This is a genomic window from Rheinheimera sp. SA_1 (assembly GCF_001669775.1).
Lineage (GTDB): Bacteria > Pseudomonadota > Gammaproteobacteria > Enterobacterales > Alteromonadaceae > Pararheinheimera.
Map to the genome: position 1 here is coordinate 56872 of NZ_LXWK01000011.1, position 15358 is coordinate 72229.

Below are 15358 nucleotides of genomic sequence, written 5' to 3' on the forward strand. Positions count from 1 at the left end.
GATGCATATAAGCATTCAGCGCAGACGCTTGATAGGTCATTCAAAATGGCGGCGATTATAGCAGGATAAGGTGGGAAGGCACAGCGCAAAACTGGCAAAGGCGTTTAGCCCATTCGCAGCGGCAAACCCATCAAAATAGCGTCTTCATGGCCGGTAGCGGTTGGATAATAATTCGGGCGTTTGCCGGTTTGGTGAAAACCGGCGCTTTGATAGAGTGCAATGGCATTCACATTCGATTGCCGCACTTCCAGCCAGCATTCAAAGGCTTCGCGGTTGTCTGCTTCGGTGATGAAATGCTCCAGCAGCATTCGGCCAAAACCTTTGCCCTGCGCTGTTGGCGCAATGCAAATATCAAATAAACTGGCTTCACCTGCTACAAACTCACCAATATAAAAACCGCAGATTTGGTTTTGTTGCTCCAACACAAAATTAAAATAGCGATCGCCAAAACAGCTTTCAAACAACTTCAGGGTCCAGGGATGGCTGGTGGCCGCTTGCTCGATTGCCAGCATGGCCGGTGCGTCCGCTAAGGTCGCGCTGCGGATCTGTATCGAAGTGGGTTCAGTTTTTTTCATTATCGCCTGCATATTGTGACATCAACTGCCACAGTTGCTGCTTTAACCCAGGGTTTGCTAGGGACGCCAAATCAGGGGTATGAATTTCTGGGCTATTCATTGCAGCGCTTTTCATTTCAGCACTTAGCAGTTCACACTGCTGTAATTGCGCCGACCTGCGCCAGGTAAATTCTGGCAAATAAAGCTGTAAAGCACGCTGCACGTCTGCCGCCAAAGCGGCAAATTCGGCAGGTACCTGATGCGAGAATACGATGTCGGCAGATGTATTGGTGTCGCTGATAGTTAAGTTTGATACCGTTGGCGAAACAAGCTGCTCAGCTTCATTAAACGGCTGAAAACGCGAAAAATCAGCGTGAAGCTGTACTGGCTTTATTTGGAGGATTTGCAACAACTGCTGTTGATGTGAATTCATCTGGGTCTTTTCATCATCTGTCTGGTCGACTGAGAAAAGTGGCAGGGGCAGAGGGATTCGAACCCCCAACCATCGGTTTTGGAGACCGCTGTTCTACCAATTGGAACTATGCCCCTAGCGTTGGAGCGGCCATTATACAAAACGAAACTCAAAGGTAAAGCGAAAAAGTCGCTGCAATCAATCAACTGCACACAAAACACCCAGTTCCTCGCTATTTGGTGAAAGAACAACCTAATCAAAACCGCACCAACCCGACCATTGCGGTATTATCCGGCAATCCTTTGCTAAAAACATTGCACATGGCGTCGAAATTTTCGGCAAAAGGCGTGCCAGAGACCGATACATTTGTTAACATCGAACCAGATTTAGTTCTTTGGCAGCATTTATTGCCAGCGTTTATCGGTACATTGGCTTGCGAAGCCGCCGGAACGCAACTAAACCTTGTTAAGCAGACATGGATAACAGCGCAAAGGATTTGAAAATGAAAACAACCGATTGTTCAGTACTGATTATTGATGATGTCACTTCGGTGCGGGAATATTTACGTCAGACGCTGATGTTACTCGGCATTACCCATGTCAGCGAAGCTTCCGATGGTAGCCATGGCATCAGCAGCTACAACAAACAACGTCACGATGTAGTCTTTCTGGATATCGAACTACCCGATTGTGACGGTAAAAACCTGCTTCGCCAGTTAAAAGAAATTAATCCAAACGCCAATGTGGTCATCATGACCGCGCATAGCACGGTAGAAAACGTACAACAAAGTATTCTGGCCGGTGCTTGTGGCTTTATCGCCAAACCGTTTTCAGCGAAAAAAATCGAATCAGTGCTGGCTAAATGTCATAAAGCGCAATCTCTACGCTAAACTCCGATTTAATGAAGCTGCTACTGCGGCTTCACTCAGCTTTTAATGCCTGACTCATGCCCGACAGCTGTTGCCCGTCTAATGCGCGACAGATTTTCCCTGTAACACCTTGCCATTAAAACTGACCCCATCCCAACCAGTGCGCATAAAATTGCGAATATTGGCGTGATTTGTACCTTTGATATCCGGTAACACCTCGAGCCGGTAATAATCACCAAACAGCGCCAGGGTTTGCGGCTCTGATAGCTGATGTAACAAAGCAAACGCCAGAATTTTGCAGGAGCCATTGTTTTCACCAGCCGCATTACTAAGCTCACCATTGCGAAAGGCCGTTGGGGTGAATTCATACAATGTGTCGATCAGCGTGATCGTTTGCCCAAAGCTGATCGTTTCAGGTTCCGTACTTAATTGCCGAAAAAAACTCTCTAACATAAAAACCTGCTTAAAGTTTAACCAATAAGTGTCGATAACCGGTATGAAATCATTTCTGCCGGGAGCTCGTTATGAACATCGTCGCTGCAAATCAACATTTTGCTGTGCACGAACACTCAGTGTTGCACAGCGGTCGCCTGGAACAGGCATCAATCAGAAACGCAGTCAAACTGCCAGCACCCGCTGACAACCCACGCCCTTCCCTCGCCACCAGTGCAACTAATTTTTCTCAGGCTCGCCAGACTTTGGCAACAGCCGCACTTTCGTCGCAAAACCCTGCACAAAATTCCAGCGCCGAGGCACCGTCCGAGTCTACGACATCTACTGAACAAAATGAAGACAAACAGCGCTTTAACGCCTTGCAGACGGTCGGTGCGGTAAAACGTATTCTGGACCAACTGAGCTCCGGCAAATTGTTATCGTGGATTGACGGTACCTCGATGGAAAAAATTCAGGCGCAGGTCGCTGAACAAAACCAAAATTCTGGCGCAGTGCCATCTGCTTCAGTACCTGCATCAGCTCCGGCAATGCAGGTGACCGAATGGAGCTACCGTTATCAGGAATTAAATGCCAACTTCAGCGGTGAGCTAAGCATGGCCGATGGTGGTAGTTTCAGTTGGTCATTTGAACTAGCCATGCGCGAAGAGCAGTATTCATTTCGCACCTTTACCGCAGAACAATTAAAAGATCCATTAATCATCAGCCTGGGCGGAACTGCGGCAGAACTAAAATCCAAAGGGACTGCCTTTGATTTTTATGGCAACGGCGATCGTTACCAGCTGCCGGATTTAGGCAAAGGCCAATATTATCTGATGCAGGATTTAAACAACAATCAACACCTTGATTCAGGGCTGGAGCTGTTTGGTCCAAAAACCGGTCAGGGCTTTAGCGAACTGGCGGAGCTTGATGATAATCAAAATGGGTTTATTGAAGCGAGCGACCGTCAGTGGCAAAGTTTAAATTTGTGGTCGCGCCAACAAGGCATACAAAGCCTGCAGCAAGCCAATATTGCTGCGATTTCAGCGCAATCAGTGGCGACGTCTTTTGGCCTGTATGACAGCGATGCGTTACTGGGAAGAATTGCCCGCAGTGGTATTTTCCTGAGTCAACAAAGTCCGCTGTCGACTTTGGGCGTTGGGCTGGTGCAACAAGTCGACTTAAATATTTAACAGCCTGAGCAAGGCGAACAACGCCAGCCAGAAAATTTAATATTCAGTGCCGGATCCGGCTGGTTCCGGCCGACATTCGCGGTAAACTGCTGTCAATGAATCAGGCAGGAACCGCCGTTATGCTTACGCCCGCCCAATGCCAGCAAGCCCGGTTAAGCCGTGACCATCGTTTTGATGGCATGTTTTATACCGCAGTTAAAAGTACCGGCATTTATTGTCGGCCGATCTGCCCGGCGCGTGCTCCGGCAGAACATCAGATTGATTATTACCCAAGCGCAGCTGCTGCGGCGCAGGCTGGTTTTCGTCCTTGCCTGCGTTGCCGGCCAGACAGTGCGCCAGGCTCTCCAGCCTGGTTAGGCAACCAAACCACATTGCGCCGCGCTTTAACGCTCATCGGCGAAGGCGCGTTGATTGATGGTGATCAGGCGGCGCTGTGTGACCGGCTTGGCATCAGTGAACGTTATCTTCGAAAACTGTTTGCACAGCACCTTGGTGTAGCCCCAAAACAATATGCCTTATACCAGCAAATTTTATTCGCCAAGTCGTTATTACATCAAACTCAGTTACCCATCGCCGATATTGCAATGCAAGCCGGATTTCACAGCATCCGACGTTTTAATGATGCCTTTTATAAACAGCTCAAGCTGGCCCCCGGTCAAATCCGGCGTCGGCGTAGTACCGGAGTATCCGCTTTGTTAGAACTCGAATTAAATTTCCGCCCACCGCTGAATTTCACACTGCTTCTTGGCTTTTGGCAGCAACGCAGCCTGACCGGAGTCGAATGGCTGAACGGCGACAGCTATGGCCGAAGTTTTAGCTGGCCGCAAACTCCTATCGAGCGCACTGGCTCGGGTTCTGGCACGCCCCCCCGTAGCGGCTGGTTTGAAGTCCAGCTTAAAACAGAACACAGTCTGACGCTGACGTTACACTGGCCTTATCCGGATGGCCTGACGCAGGTAGTCGCGCACATTCGCCGTTTATTAGATTTAGACGCTGATTTGCTGACCGTTGAGCAAGCGCTGCAGCCTATGTTTGGTGCTGCGCTGAAAAGCGGTGTGCGCATTCCAGGCGTCTGGTCAGCGTGGGAAGCGGCAGTGCGCGCGGTGCTCGGCCAGCAAGTGAGTGTGGCCGGTGCCAGAACGCAGCTCAACCGGCTGGTGGAATCTTTATCTGCCACAGTCCCGGACAGCGATAAAAAATTATTCCCAACGCCAGCACAAATACTTGCCAGCGATTTAGCGATGCTCAAAGTACCGCAAGCCAGGCGCGATACGTTAAAAGCGCTGGCTGCTGCCGTACAGACAACGCCGGATGCGAGTCCTGATGAATGGCTTGTCATCAAAGGCATTGGCCCCTGGACAGTGGCGTACAGCAAAATGCGTGGTTTGTCGGACAGTGATATTTGGCTGGCTGGCGATTTAGGCATTCAAAAAGCATTGCAGCAACGCGAGCAACCTATTGATCCGGCGACGTTATCGCCATGGCGAAGTTATGCCACTTTACAACTTTGGTTTGGACTTGCGCCGGCCAACAAAAAAACCGATTTGCCCGATCTCAGTCAGAAGGAATAACAGCATGAACAGCACCTTAGTTTCTGGCGCCATCCAGACCCGCGAACTGTCTACGCCTGTTGGTTTGCTGACAATTGCCGCGAGCGATCAGGGCATTGTCAGTATTTTATTTGCTGATCAAAACATTGAAGAAACAAATGCTGCGACCGGCATTCTAGCGACCAGCAGTGCCAAAACCCAGGCACCAAAACTTAGGGTGTTAAAGGTGTTAGCCCCGGTAGACAACCCTAATCCACCTTCTGGCACAACACCCGGCACCAGTTCGGAAGCACATCTACAGCAAGCCATTGAACAGTTACAGCAGTATTTTGCTGGCACCCGCCAGCAGTTTTCATTAACTTTGGCGCCGTTTGGCAGCCCGTTTCAACAACAAGTCTGGCAGGCCCTTTCCATTATCCCTTTTGCCCACAGCTGCAGTTACGGTGCTATTGCCAACCATTTGCACAACCCAAAAGCGGTACGCGCTGTCGGTGCTGCCAATGGCCGGAATCCAATTGCGATAGTGGTGCCCTGCCATCGGGTGATTGGCGCCAATGGCAGTCTGACCGGTTATGCCGGAGGCTTGAACCGCAAGTTATGGCTGCTCGACCATGAAATGCAAATTGCCGCGCAGAACCAATAACATTCGTAAAAATCGAATCATAATCGTGGTTTAATGCAATTTATTGTCGATTAAATTTCGGGTTAAATGATCACTCAATGCAATCACCCGGAATAACGACCATGAAAGAACGGCAACTGAAGCAAATTTTACCGGCGCAACAAGTGTCAGATGGCGCCGGCGTGAAAATCCGCCGCAGTTTAGGCCTGCAACCGCAGCTGCGACTCGACCCATTTTTAATGCTGGATTGTTTTGGCTCGGATCAGGCGGCCGATTATCTGGCAGGCTTCCCGGCACATCCACATCGTGGATTTGAAACCGTCACTTATATGCTGGACGGCCATATGCTGCATGAAGATCATTTAGGGAATCAAGGGCATCTGAAATCCGGTGGCGTACAGTGGATGACCGCCGGTAGCGGTATTATCCATTCCGAAATGCCACAGCAGGAATCAGGCTTGATGCGTGGTTTTCAGTTGTGGCTGAACTTGCCAGCCAGCGAAAAAATGAAAGATCCGGCTTATGTTGACTTAAAACCAGAACAACTCAGCCGGCTTGCCCTTGTTGGCGGTGGTCATGCCGTCGTCATCGCTGGTCACTTAACCCTGCCGCTGCAAAATCAAACCCTCGCTGGCCCTATTCAGGGGTTGTCGACCGAACCTTTATATGTGGATCTCAGCTTCACTGCCGGTGAGCAGGTGCAACTGCTGATCCCAAGTGGCCACAATGCACTGGTGTATCCGTTTGAAGGTGAAATCAAAATTGCCGGTAGCAGAGTACAAACGCATCAAGCGGCCATTCTGACCGACGGCGACAGCCTGATGATCACTGCGGATGCCGCAGCACGGGTGATTGTGCTCGCCGCCAAACCTATTGGCGAACCTGTGGTGCAATACGGGCCTTTTGTAATGAACTCGGTAGCCGAAATTGAACAAGCGATCCGTGATTATCAGGCTGGGACCTTAACCAAAATGGCTGCAGGCACAATTCAGGTTTAACGAACCCGCCTGAGCGATAATGTCTGAATATTTAAACCGCGCAAACCTGCAGCAACTTGCGCGGCTAAAATAGTTCGGCAACAGACGGTTTCCCTTCGTATAATGGCGGTTTTGCATCAGGTGAAATCAAGATGAAACTTGTCGGAATTATCGGGGCCATGGAGCAGGAAGTGGCGCTGCTGAAACAACAATTAACCAACGCCACTACCACAAAGATTGCCAGTTTTGAATTTCACCGCGGCAGCCTGCAAGGGATTGACGTGGTGCTGGTACAATCTGGCATCGGCAAAGTGACCGCCGCTATAGCTACAGCGTTACTCATTCATCAGTTTCAGCCCGATTGTGTGATCAACACCGGTTCTGCCGGTGGTTTTGATCCGGAATTGTCAGTTGGCGATATCGTCATTTCTTCAGAAGTTCGCCACCACGACGTTGATGTCACCGCTTTTGGTTATGAACCAGGCCAGGTACCACGTTTACCGGCAGCTTTTACCGCGCATCCGGCACTCATTCTTGCCGCCGAACAAAGTATTGCCGCCCTGGGTTTTTGTCAGACCAAAAAAGGCCTAATCACCACCGGTGATGTGTTTATGTGTGATCCGGAGCGCATTGCCAAAACCCGCGCCACTTTCCCGACCATGCTGGCGGTGGAAATGGAAGGCGCGGCCATCGCACAGGCATGTTATCAGCTCAATACCCCTTTTGTGGTGATCCGCAGCTTAAGTGATATCGCCGGCAAAGAATCGCCAACCTCGTTTGAGGCTTATCTGGAAATTGCCTCGCGCAACAGCAGCGCTATGGTGGTGGAACTGCTTGGCAACCTGCGCCAGCTGGAGCTGTGATGTCTCAGCTTATGCTACAAAAAAATCAGGACTAACACCCCTTGCAGCCTGAAACGCTCGCGCCCTTATACACCTTACAACAACTGTTGCAGCATCCCTGGTTGCAGCAGCCGTTGTTGTTGTGGCTGGTGATTGTGCTAAGCAGCCTGTTGCCGCTACCAGCCAGTTATCAGCCGTTGGTGTTGTTTCGCATTTTGGCTAGCCGACTGGCCAGTAGAGTGAACAAAACAGCTTACCCATCAGCGCAACTGAAATTGTCTGGTAGCTTAGCGGCAGTGATTGCCATCGCTCCCTGGCTGTTGTTGGCCTGGGCTTTTACGCTGTTATCGCAAATGCCGCAGCTGTGGCATAGTTTGTTACTTTACCTCTGTCTGGACTGGCAAACCGTCCGCCAGCATGCACTGCAAATTCAGGCGAGCCTCGAAAAACAACAACTCAGTCTGGCGCGGGATCAATTGCAGCCGCTGGTGTTGCGTGAAGTACGGTTGATGTCGGAAGTTGGTGTCAGCAAAGCCTGTCTGGAAAGTCTGTTATTCCGCCTCGCGACGCAATGGACTTCGGTATTGTTGTGGTTTTTAGCTGCCGGTGTGGAAGGTGCCATTGCTTATCGTTTATTGCAGGAACTGCAGCAGCAGTGGAACCCGAAACAGTCGCAATTCCAGCATTTTGGTAAACCGGTGGCGGCCATAGTGGCTGTTCTGAACTGGCCGGGCATGTTACTAACCGGCACCGTATTAGCTTTATTGGTAAGTTTGCGCCAAAGCCGGCAATATCTGAAATTTGCCAGCGATGGCTATTTTAGCTTTCCGGCACGCTGGTTACTGGCAGCAGGAGCTGCAGCATTAAATCGCAATCTGGCTGGACCGGTGTATTATCAGGGACAAAAAATCCGTCGGGTCCGCATTGGCCCGGCGCTGGAGCCCAAAGCGGCTGATATTTCGCTACTGCTGAAATTATGCCGCCAGTATCAGGTTGGCGTATGGCTGCTCCTGAGCAGCTATCTCGGGCTTGGGCTCCTTGCCAGTTGGCCATCGTGACCCGAAGCCGACCGGCATTTTTACCATCTGCCCGAACTCCAGCCACACGATGTTCTGGACTTTAGGGTAGAAGTTGCGATATTTTCAATGATATTGACATCTTTTCTACAGACCCAACCTTTATGTTCAAGTTTTCTTGTCGGCACGATCCATTTCATGCGTAAGCTGTTGAACTGGCTTGGTCTGTCCTTGGTATGTTTGCTGGCGCTGAATGGCCAGGCAAGTCAGGCCGCCGAATTAAAACCACTGCTTCAACCGCTGACGGTCGAGCAAGGCCTGTCGCGGGGCTCGGTTCGTAATTTACATATCGATCAAGAAGGCTTTTTATGGATAGCCACCAGCAACGGCCTGAACCGGTTTGATGCCACCCGTAACCTGATTGTGGGTGCTGATGACGCCAAAATTGCTGGCCTGGATTTTAATCAGGTCATTGAACACCAACCGAATCAAATCTGGGCCGTCGCCAGCCAGGTCGGAATTTTTCAGATTAATAAAACCACCGGCGCCATTCGCTTAGTGCTGGATTTGGCGGCCCAGGAACAGCTGGAATTGCCATCGCTTACCGAAGTGATTGTTGAAGATGATGACCATCTACTGGTCGCAATCAATAGCAGCCTGTATCGTTTTTCGATTAAAACCAGACAACTCACTGAATTATTTAATTTAAAACAAGCGAACATCGAACTTGGCTGGATCCGTCAGCTCTGGCGTTATCAGCAACAATTGTTGGTGGGTAGCAACCAGGGTTTATTCAGCATTAATCTTAAAACCGGTGAATTTCAGCTGATAAAGCTCGCGCCGACCCGGGTACACCAACTGCAACCGATGATCCGGCATCTCTATGCAACTGCAGAGCATCTGTTCATCAGCAGCAATACCTCAATCTATCGATTGCCATTGTCGCAATTACAGCAACCGGTTGCACAATGGCAACCGGAACGTATTTTGAAGAATATCCGGGTAATGCGGATGTTACAGCATCAGCATCGCTTGTTGCTGGCAACCAGTAGCGGTCTGTACGAATACGACGAAGCGCAGGCATCCAGTAAATTTTTGTGGCGATTCAGTCAGGGTAGTCAGGAAGTCGGTCAGGACATCATTACCGATCTGGTGCCAACTTCAGACGGCGGATTATGGTTAGCCAGTCGTGATGATGGCGTGTATTACTGGCACCCGCGGAGTACCGCATTTAAAAATATCCGCCTGCAGAGCTCTGACCAAAGGACAGAAAATCTCAGTATTATGCACACGCTGGGCGCACTGGCTCTGGCCGAGGGGCAGCCAGACAAGTTATGGGTTGGCTCTGGAATTGGCCTGCAACAACTGGATTTACGCAGCGGCGAATTTACCAGCTTTACTTATCCAGATGAAATACCAGCTGATTTTGGCCAGTCGCTTAGCCGCATCTATCCACAATCCGATAACCATCTGTGGTTGCGCTCCAGCAATTCACTGCGCTTTTTCTCCGTCACTGACCAACAGTTTTTACCCGCCCCGCTGGCCGATCCAACGCAACAGAGCTTGTTAACAGCTGCGGTACGTGGCCACTGGCGTGACGAGCATGGTGATTTCTGGTTCTATAATTTGCATGAGTACTATCGCTATCGCCCATCGCTTGGTTTGATTGAGCCTTTAGCAGGCTTAAAGGAAAAAGTACCACCACAGCTGGCTGGCAGATTTCTGGGTTATGTGCCCAATCAAACAAACCAAATCATCCTTAGCGCGCATGACCAGTTATGGATTTATGATACAACGACGCAGCAAGCCAGACTGATGTATCAAACAGCCGATTATCAGCCAACGTTAGCGCGTTTTGCCGACAAGCTCACGCTAGATCCACAAGGGATGTTATGGATCACATTCCATGGGGTTGGTTTGCTGGGATTTGACAGTCAGTTACAGTTAAAACATCACTTTAACGAACAGCATTTGTTGTTAAGCAACAGTGTGTTTTCCAGTGAACTGGATGGTCAGGGCCATTTGTGGTTTTCTGGCAATCACGGCTTGTCGCGACTTGATACTAAAACCTTACGTATTGAACATTTCTCGCGCAAAGATGGTCTGGCTTCGCACACATTTAACTATGGTGCCAGTACACGCCTCAGCAACGGCAATCTGGTATTTGGCAGTCGCCAGGGATTAACGCTGGTTGAATCCCGCAGATTTGTCGAACAACCGGTCGAACCGAAAATTGCCATCACCTCGATACGGGGCCTGAATCAACCAGCCTCGACAGCACTTGGCAATTTAACCGGCCAGACTTTTACCTTTAATTACGAAGTGCCGGGCATCGAAATCCAGTTTTCGGCCTTGAGTTTCCGCGATAGCAGCAAAATCAGCTATCGGTTATGGCTGGAAGGTGCACAACGGCTTGATTACCCAGAACAAACTTCACCACAAATTGTGTTCCCGCAACTGCAGCCCGGCAGCTACCTTTTTAACGTCGCCGCAATTTCACCAATGACCGGCCTGGAAAGCGCGCCGGCGCAGATCCGTCTGGAGATTACTGCAGCGCCCTGGCGCACCCAAACGGCCTATATTAGCTATGGCGCGCTATTGTTCCTATTCACGCTGCTGTGGTGGCGCAATCGCCGCCGACAACGCCGGTTGCTGGCGCAAGCGCACAAAAAAGTAAAAATCTCCGAACAACGCTTAAAACAAGCACTGGAAGCGGTCGAAAGTGGCGCCTGGGAATGGCACTCACATAAAAACAGCATTTTCGCTCAGCGTGTGCATAGTATGCTGGGGTACAGTGAAGCACTGGATCCACTGACGATGCAGCAGCATCTGTCGTTGATCCATGTTGATGATCGCGAAGCGTATCAGCAGGCATGGCAACGTTTTACCAGCGCACCAGATAAAACCTTCGACCACAGCTACCGCATGCAGCACAAAAACGGTCATTGGTTGTGGTTCAGAGACATTGGTAAAGTCACCGAATTATCCAGCCAGCAAAAAATTGAACGGGTGATTGGCACCTACAGCAACATTACCGAAACCCGTGCCACCAAAGAAAAAGCCCGGCTATTTGGCGAAGCGTTTCAGCAAACCCGCGACTGGGTGGTGCTGTTGGATTTAGAACAAAGAGTTATCGCCGCCAACCAGTCGTTCAGCGATGTGTTTGGCAATATGGACGAATATTTAACCAACCCCCGGGTCCATGATCTGGGAATTAGCCTCAATCGCCGGCGGTTTTATACCAAGTTGCTGGCCGGGATGACAGTCAATCAGCATTGGCAAGGCGAAGAACTGGTGCAATGCCCGGATGGCTCCGAGCGCCCTACCCTGATCAACATTACTGCGGTGGGTGATGATTTGCAGGTGGAGTTTTTTGTGTTGGTGTTTACTGATATCACAGCTCAAAAACAGGCGGAAGACGATTTACGTTATCTCGCGAGCTACGACACCCTAACCGGCCTGCCGAACCGTGCCTTGCTGATGGACCGCATTTACCACGGCATCGAACAGGCGAAACGTGAACGCCGTTCGCTGGCGTTGTGCTTTATCGATCTGGATAAATTTAAGCAAATTAACGATAGCCTCGGCCACGATATCGGCGACTTACTGCTGAAAAAAGTCGCCAAACGGCTGACCGACACCCTGCGGTTAACCGACACCGTGGCAAGGCTTGGCGGTGACGAATTTGTGGTACTGCTGGAAGCCTATAAAAACGACGACAATATCAGCCACGTGGCGCGCAAGATGATTAAAACCATTGGCGAGCCGATGCAGCTTGGCGCTCATATCGTCAGTGTGTCACCCAGTATCGGCATTGCCGTGTTCCCGGAAGATGCGCATGACGCGAAAGAACTGCTCAAACATGCAGACGTGGCGATGTATCACGCCAAAGACAGCGGCCGCAATAATTTCCAATTCTTTATCAATGAAATGAATGAAAAAGCTTATATGCAACTGGCGCGGGAAACCAAGCTTCGAAGCGCTTATCAGCAAAGTGAGTTTTTTAACTTCTATCAGCCGATTTACGACAGCCGCCAGCAAAAAGTCGTGGGCGCTGAAGTGCTGATGCGCTGGCAATCGGATCAGGGCTTGGTGCCGCCAAACGACTTTATTCCGCTGGCCGAAGATTTAAATCTGATAGTGCCGATGACGTTAACTCTGTTGGAACGCGCACTCTGTGATTTACAACAATGGCATCAGGCCGGTTTTAGCCTTTATCTGTCGGTGAATTTATCGACCCGCCATTTAGAGCAGGATGACTTAGCCTTACAAACCAGCAACTTGCTGCAAAAATATCAGTTGCCAGCCAGCTGCCTGCGCTTTGAAGTAACTGAAAGCGCCTTGATGCAGGATCACCAAAGCGCCATCGCCACCATGCTGGCGCTGAGTGAACTCGGTATTCAACTGGCACTGGACGATTTTGGTACCGGTTATTCCTCGCTGAAATACTTAAAAGAACTGCCGATTGACGCCATTAAAATCGACCGCAGTTTTGTCAAAGATATCGGCATCGACAGCAACGACGAAACCATCATCGACGCCATGCTCAGCATGGCCAACAGCCTCGGCATGTACTGCATCGCTGAAGGCGTCGAAACCGAACAACAACTGGCATTTTTCAGCCAGCGCCAGTGTTACCTTATTCAGGGGTATTTGTTTGGCAAACCGATGCCAGCGGTTGAGTTTGGGGCTCGCTTGGCGAGCGAGCGGGATTTGGTTTAAGCGGCGGCTTAATGCGCTTTGGTTTGGTTTTTGTTTGGCTGCAAACGGCTGTTTTAAAAGCGTTTCGCCTATGGCGAGTTTCTTTCTTTTGCTTCGCCAAAAGAAAGAAACCAAAGAAAAGGCGACCCCTGATCGCTCGAAAGCCCGCAATAAAATCAACAGTTTGAGGCGCCGACAAAACTCGCAGGTCGCTACCGTCGACCTGCTCAGACAGTTGTCGGCTTAAAACCTCAAACCGTCGATTTTAAAGCGGCTCGCTTTACGGGGACTAAGAGCAAGAGCTTGCATATTTAGTATCAACATTTTTACTCAAACCACCACAAGTGGCAGAAGACCCAGCCAGCGGCATTTTTTGACCGTAACATATGATGGTTGGGTTCTCTTTAGGGTAAATCGCACGATTTAATCGTATTGACCGTTTCATGCGATAAAATGTATGCTGCATTTATCGCTAAATCTGGAGCTTAATTATGCAAACCCTCACGGCAAATGACGCGAAACGCAATTTTGGTGAGTTGCTGCTAAACGCTCAACGTGAACCCATCAAAATTAGCAAAAACAGTAAAGATGCTGTAGTCGTGATGTCGATCCACGATTATGAAGCACTGGAAGCGATGAAAGCTGATTACCTGCAACACTGCTTTCACGCTGCAAAAGAAGATTTAGTGCAAGGTAATATTGTTGATGGCGAAAGTTTCCTCAAGGCTCTGTAAGCACGCAGATGCAGAATAACCGATATAAATTGAGCAACTTAGCTCAAGTGCATTTACATAAAATCAAAGACTATAGCATTCAGAATTTTTCTGAATCACAGTGGCACAAATACAAAGAAGTTCTGTTATCCGGCTTTCAGATGTTAGCGGATAACCCTGGGTTAGGACGACCTTGCGCAGAGATTTACTTGAACGGATTCTACTTTCCAATTGGTAAACACGCAGCCTACTTCACAAAAGAAACCAATTTCATCTTGATCGTTGCCATATTAGGGCAGCCACAACTGCCACAAAATCACTTGCAATAGCATACTCATCACTTGCTGGCAGCTTATCTGCCTTGAGTAAATTCCGGTTAGCTTGTGGATGTTTTTGGCAGCAAACGGCTATTTTTAAAAGCGTTTCGCCTATGGCGAGTTTCTTTCTTTTGCTTCGCCAAAAGTAAACTTTGGCCGCAAAGGGCCGGGATTAAAAAGCGTTTCGCCTTTGGCGAGTTTCTTTCTTTTGCTTCGCCAAAAGATAGAAACCAAAGAAAAGGCGACCCCTGATCGCTCGAAAGCCCGCAATAAAATCAACAGTTTGAGGCACCGACAAAACTCGCAGGTCGCTACCGTCGACCTGCTCAGACAGGTGTCGGCTTAAAACCTCAAACAGTCGATTTTAAAGCGGCTCGCTTTACGGGGCTGAAATGCAAAAGCTTACTCGAGGATAATTCACTTTGAACGTGGAGCGGAAATTTAGTTTTATTTTGTTGTACCAACTTATCATTCCCATAAGAAATCATCGGGCAATAACGAACTTGATAGAATAATTCACCAGCATATACTAATTAAAGTTAAGCATAAAACCATCTATATCCTTTGCGACAACATCTAACATTTTTTTTCTGACTGTTGAAGCACTACTGAATGATAAGAAAATTTTTTGCGCAATTGATGGTAGTTCAACTGATAGCAACCTCCACTCAATATTGTCTCAATAGGATTATTGTAGCCTTTGAAAAATCCCAACAGTCCAGCGCGTTGCTTAAAAACTTCCGTTATAGATGCAGCAATATTTACAGCATCTTGATGATCGTTACAAAATTGTCGTAGAACAGTTTGATAATCAAATTCTTTAGCATGCCATCCATGTTCTAAAGCAACATGCGTTTTAAACTCATTGATCTGCTCGAAGATAGAAGACAAGTGCCTAAAAATAATAGATACATCTACCTGAGAAATTAGCTTCATATTCTGCTTATAGTTGCGCTCGTTTAAATCAAGTTTTTCTGTTGGCTTTGTGGTTTCCGCAACAATTTTTACAAATAAATTCTTAAACTGTTCCAATACATAATTCGGGTTATTCAATTCCATTTACCCCTACCTTTCACCTACTAAAACCATTAATTGTAAAATATTAGCAATAATATCTAATTGGGCATATAAAATTTAGCCGCGAATGCAAGCTATCGGCAAAAA

15 protein-coding genes and 1 tRNA gene are annotated in these 15358 nt (G+C 48.8%); 11 read left to right on the forward strand and 5 right to left on the reverse strand.

The annotated features are described in order from the left end of the window. Positions 1-104: 104 nt before the first annotated feature. From rimI to A5320_RS01500, 3 genes are all read right to left on the reverse strand, one after another. Positions 105-575 carry a ribosomal protein S18-alanine N-acetyltransferase gene (rimI, locus tag A5320_RS01490; RefSeq protein WP_197489947.1) on the reverse strand — a complete coding sequence of 157 codons (471 nt, stop codon included), beginning with the start codon at positions 573-575 and terminating at the stop codon, positions 105-107. Beyond that, on the reverse strand, positions 562-987 hold the full coding sequence (locus A5320_RS01495; RefSeq protein ID WP_068060004.1) for a hypothetical protein: 426 nt from the start codon (positions 985-987) through the stop codon (positions 562-564). Before A5320_RS01495 ends, rimI begins: the two co-directional genes overlap by 14 nt. A gap of 39 nt (positions 988-1026) precedes the next feature. After that, positions 1027-1103 (reverse strand) — tRNA-Trp (locus tag A5320_RS01500). Between the two features lie 102 nt (positions 1104-1205). Between A5320_RS01500 and A5320_RS01505 the strand changes: the two genes are divergently transcribed. Further along, on the forward strand, positions 1206-1466 hold the full coding sequence (locus tag A5320_RS01505; RefSeq protein ID WP_068060007.1) for a hypothetical protein: 261 nt from the start codon (positions 1206-1208) through the stop codon (positions 1464-1466). A gap of 2 nt (positions 1467-1468) precedes the next feature. Beyond that, entirely contained in the window at positions 1469-1855 is a 387-nt protein-coding gene (locus A5320_RS01510) for a response regulator (protein WP_068060011.1), read from the forward strand. Positions 1856-1933: 78 nt separating this feature from the next. On the opposite strand, the gene A5320_RS01515 is transcribed toward A5320_RS01510, so the two are convergent. Next, the gene (locus tag A5320_RS01515) at positions 1934-2287 is read right to left on the reverse strand and encodes a HopJ type III effector protein (RefSeq protein ID WP_068060014.1); all 354 of its coding nucleotides are present in this window, start codon (positions 2285-2287) and stop codon (positions 1934-1936) included. A gap of 71 nt (positions 2288-2358) precedes the next feature. Here A5320_RS01515 and A5320_RS01520 point away from each other — a divergent pair, with 71 nt between their 5' ends. The 9 genes from A5320_RS01520 to A5320_RS01560 all read left to right on the forward strand — a co-directional run bounded on the left by A5320_RS01520 (position 2359) and on the right by A5320_RS01560 (position 14206). Continuing rightward, positions 2359-3456, forward strand: a complete 1098-nt coding sequence (locus A5320_RS01520; RefSeq protein WP_068060017.1) for a hypothetical protein — start codon at positions 2359-2361, stop codon at positions 3454-3456. A 119-nt stretch (positions 3457-3575) separates the two neighbouring features. After that, positions 3576-5027, forward strand: a complete 1452-nt coding sequence (locus A5320_RS01525) for a DNA-3-methyladenine glycosylase 2 family protein (RefSeq protein ID WP_068060020.1) — start codon at positions 3576-3578, stop codon at positions 5025-5027. Positions 5028-5031: 4 nt separating this feature from the next. Then, positions 5032-5649 carry a methylated-DNA--[protein]-cysteine S-methyltransferase gene (locus tag A5320_RS21600; RefSeq protein ID WP_082971474.1) on the forward strand — a complete coding sequence of 206 codons (618 nt, stop codon included), beginning with the start codon at positions 5032-5034 and terminating at the stop codon, positions 5647-5649. Positions 5650-5750: 101 nt separating this feature from the next. After that, positions 5751-6626 (forward strand): pirin family protein, encoded by an 876-nt coding sequence (locus tag A5320_RS01535; protein WP_068060023.1) that lies wholly within the window; start codon positions 5751-5753, stop codon positions 6624-6626. A gap of 131 nt (positions 6627-6757) precedes the next feature. Continuing rightward, entirely contained in the window at positions 6758-7468 is a 711-nt protein-coding gene (mtnN, locus tag A5320_RS01540; RefSeq protein WP_068060026.1) for a 5'-methylthioadenosine/S-adenosylhomocysteine nucleosidase, read from the forward strand. Positions 7469-7509: 41 nt separating this feature from the next. Then, positions 7510-8505: a cobalamin biosynthesis protein CobD/CbiB gene (locus tag A5320_RS01545; RefSeq protein WP_068060030.1), complete on the forward strand. Its 996-nt coding sequence runs from the start codon at positions 7510-7512 to the stop codon at positions 8503-8505. Positions 8506-8661: 156 nt separating this feature from the next. Then, positions 8662-13185, forward strand: a complete 4524-nt coding sequence (locus tag A5320_RS01550) for an EAL domain-containing protein (protein WP_068060033.1) — start codon at positions 8662-8664, stop codon at positions 13183-13185. Between the two features lie 470 nt (positions 13186-13655). After that, complete coding sequence (locus A5320_RS01555) at positions 13656-13898, forward strand: type II toxin-antitoxin system Phd/YefM family antitoxin (RefSeq protein ID WP_068060036.1); 243 nt, start codon at positions 13656-13658, stop codon at positions 13896-13898. 8 nt (positions 13899-13906) lie between these two features. Beyond that, positions 13907-14206 (forward strand): type II toxin-antitoxin system RelE/ParE family toxin, encoded by a 300-nt coding sequence (locus A5320_RS01560; RefSeq protein WP_068060037.1) that lies wholly within the window; start codon positions 13907-13909, stop codon positions 14204-14206. Positions 14207-14770: 564 nt separating this feature from the next. Here A5320_RS01560 and A5320_RS01565 read toward each other — a convergent pair. Next, a complete protein-coding gene (locus tag A5320_RS01565; RefSeq protein ID WP_068060038.1) occupies positions 14771-15253 on the reverse strand; it encodes a hypothetical protein in 483 nt (160 codons plus the stop codon). Positions 15254-15358: the final 105 nt, after the last annotated feature.

Bases quoted from the DNA above. Each gene is read 5' to 3' on its own strand.
- rimI (WP_197489947.1), bottom strand. From the start codon at position 575: ATGAAAAAAACTGAACCCACTTCGATACAGATCCGCAGCGCGACCTTA.
- A5320_RS01495 (WP_068060004.1), bottom strand. From the start codon at position 987: ATGAATTCACATCAACAGCAGTTGTTGCAAATCCTCCAAATAAAGCCA.
- A5320_RS01510 (WP_068060011.1), top strand. From the start codon at position 1,469: ATGAAAACAACCGATTGTTCAGTACTGATTATTGATGATGTCACTTCG.
- A5320_RS01515 (WP_068060014.1), bottom strand. From the start codon at position 2,287: ATGTTAGAGAGTTTTTTTCGGCAATTAAGTACGGAACCTGAAACGATC.
- A5320_RS01520 (WP_068060017.1), top strand. From the start codon at position 2,359: ATGAACATCGTCGCTGCAAATCAACATTTTGCTGTGCACGAACACTCA.
- A5320_RS01525 (WP_068060020.1), top strand. From the start codon at position 3,576: ATGCTTACGCCCGCCCAATGCCAGCAAGCCCGGTTAAGCCGTGACCAT.
- A5320_RS21600 (WP_082971474.1), top strand. From the start codon at position 5,032: ATGAACAGCACCTTAGTTTCTGGCGCCATCCAGACCCGCGAACTGTCT.
- A5320_RS01535 (WP_068060023.1), top strand. From the start codon at position 5,751: ATGAAAGAACGGCAACTGAAGCAAATTTTACCGGCGCAACAAGTGTCA.
- mtnN (WP_068060026.1), top strand. From the start codon at position 6,758: ATGAAACTTGTCGGAATTATCGGGGCCATGGAGCAGGAAGTGGCGCTG.
- A5320_RS01550 (WP_068060033.1), top strand. From the start codon at position 8,662: ATGCGTAAGCTGTTGAACTGGCTTGGTCTGTCCTTGGTATGTTTGCTG.
- A5320_RS01555 (WP_068060036.1), top strand. From the start codon at position 13,656: ATGCAAACCCTCACGGCAAATGACGCGAAACGCAATTTTGGTGAGTTG.
- A5320_RS01560 (WP_068060037.1), top strand. From the start codon at position 13,907: ATGCAGAATAACCGATATAAATTGAGCAACTTAGCTCAAGTGCATTTA.
- A5320_RS01565 (WP_068060038.1), bottom strand. From the start codon at position 15,253: ATGGAATTGAATAACCCGAATTATGTATTGGAACAGTTTAAGAATTTA.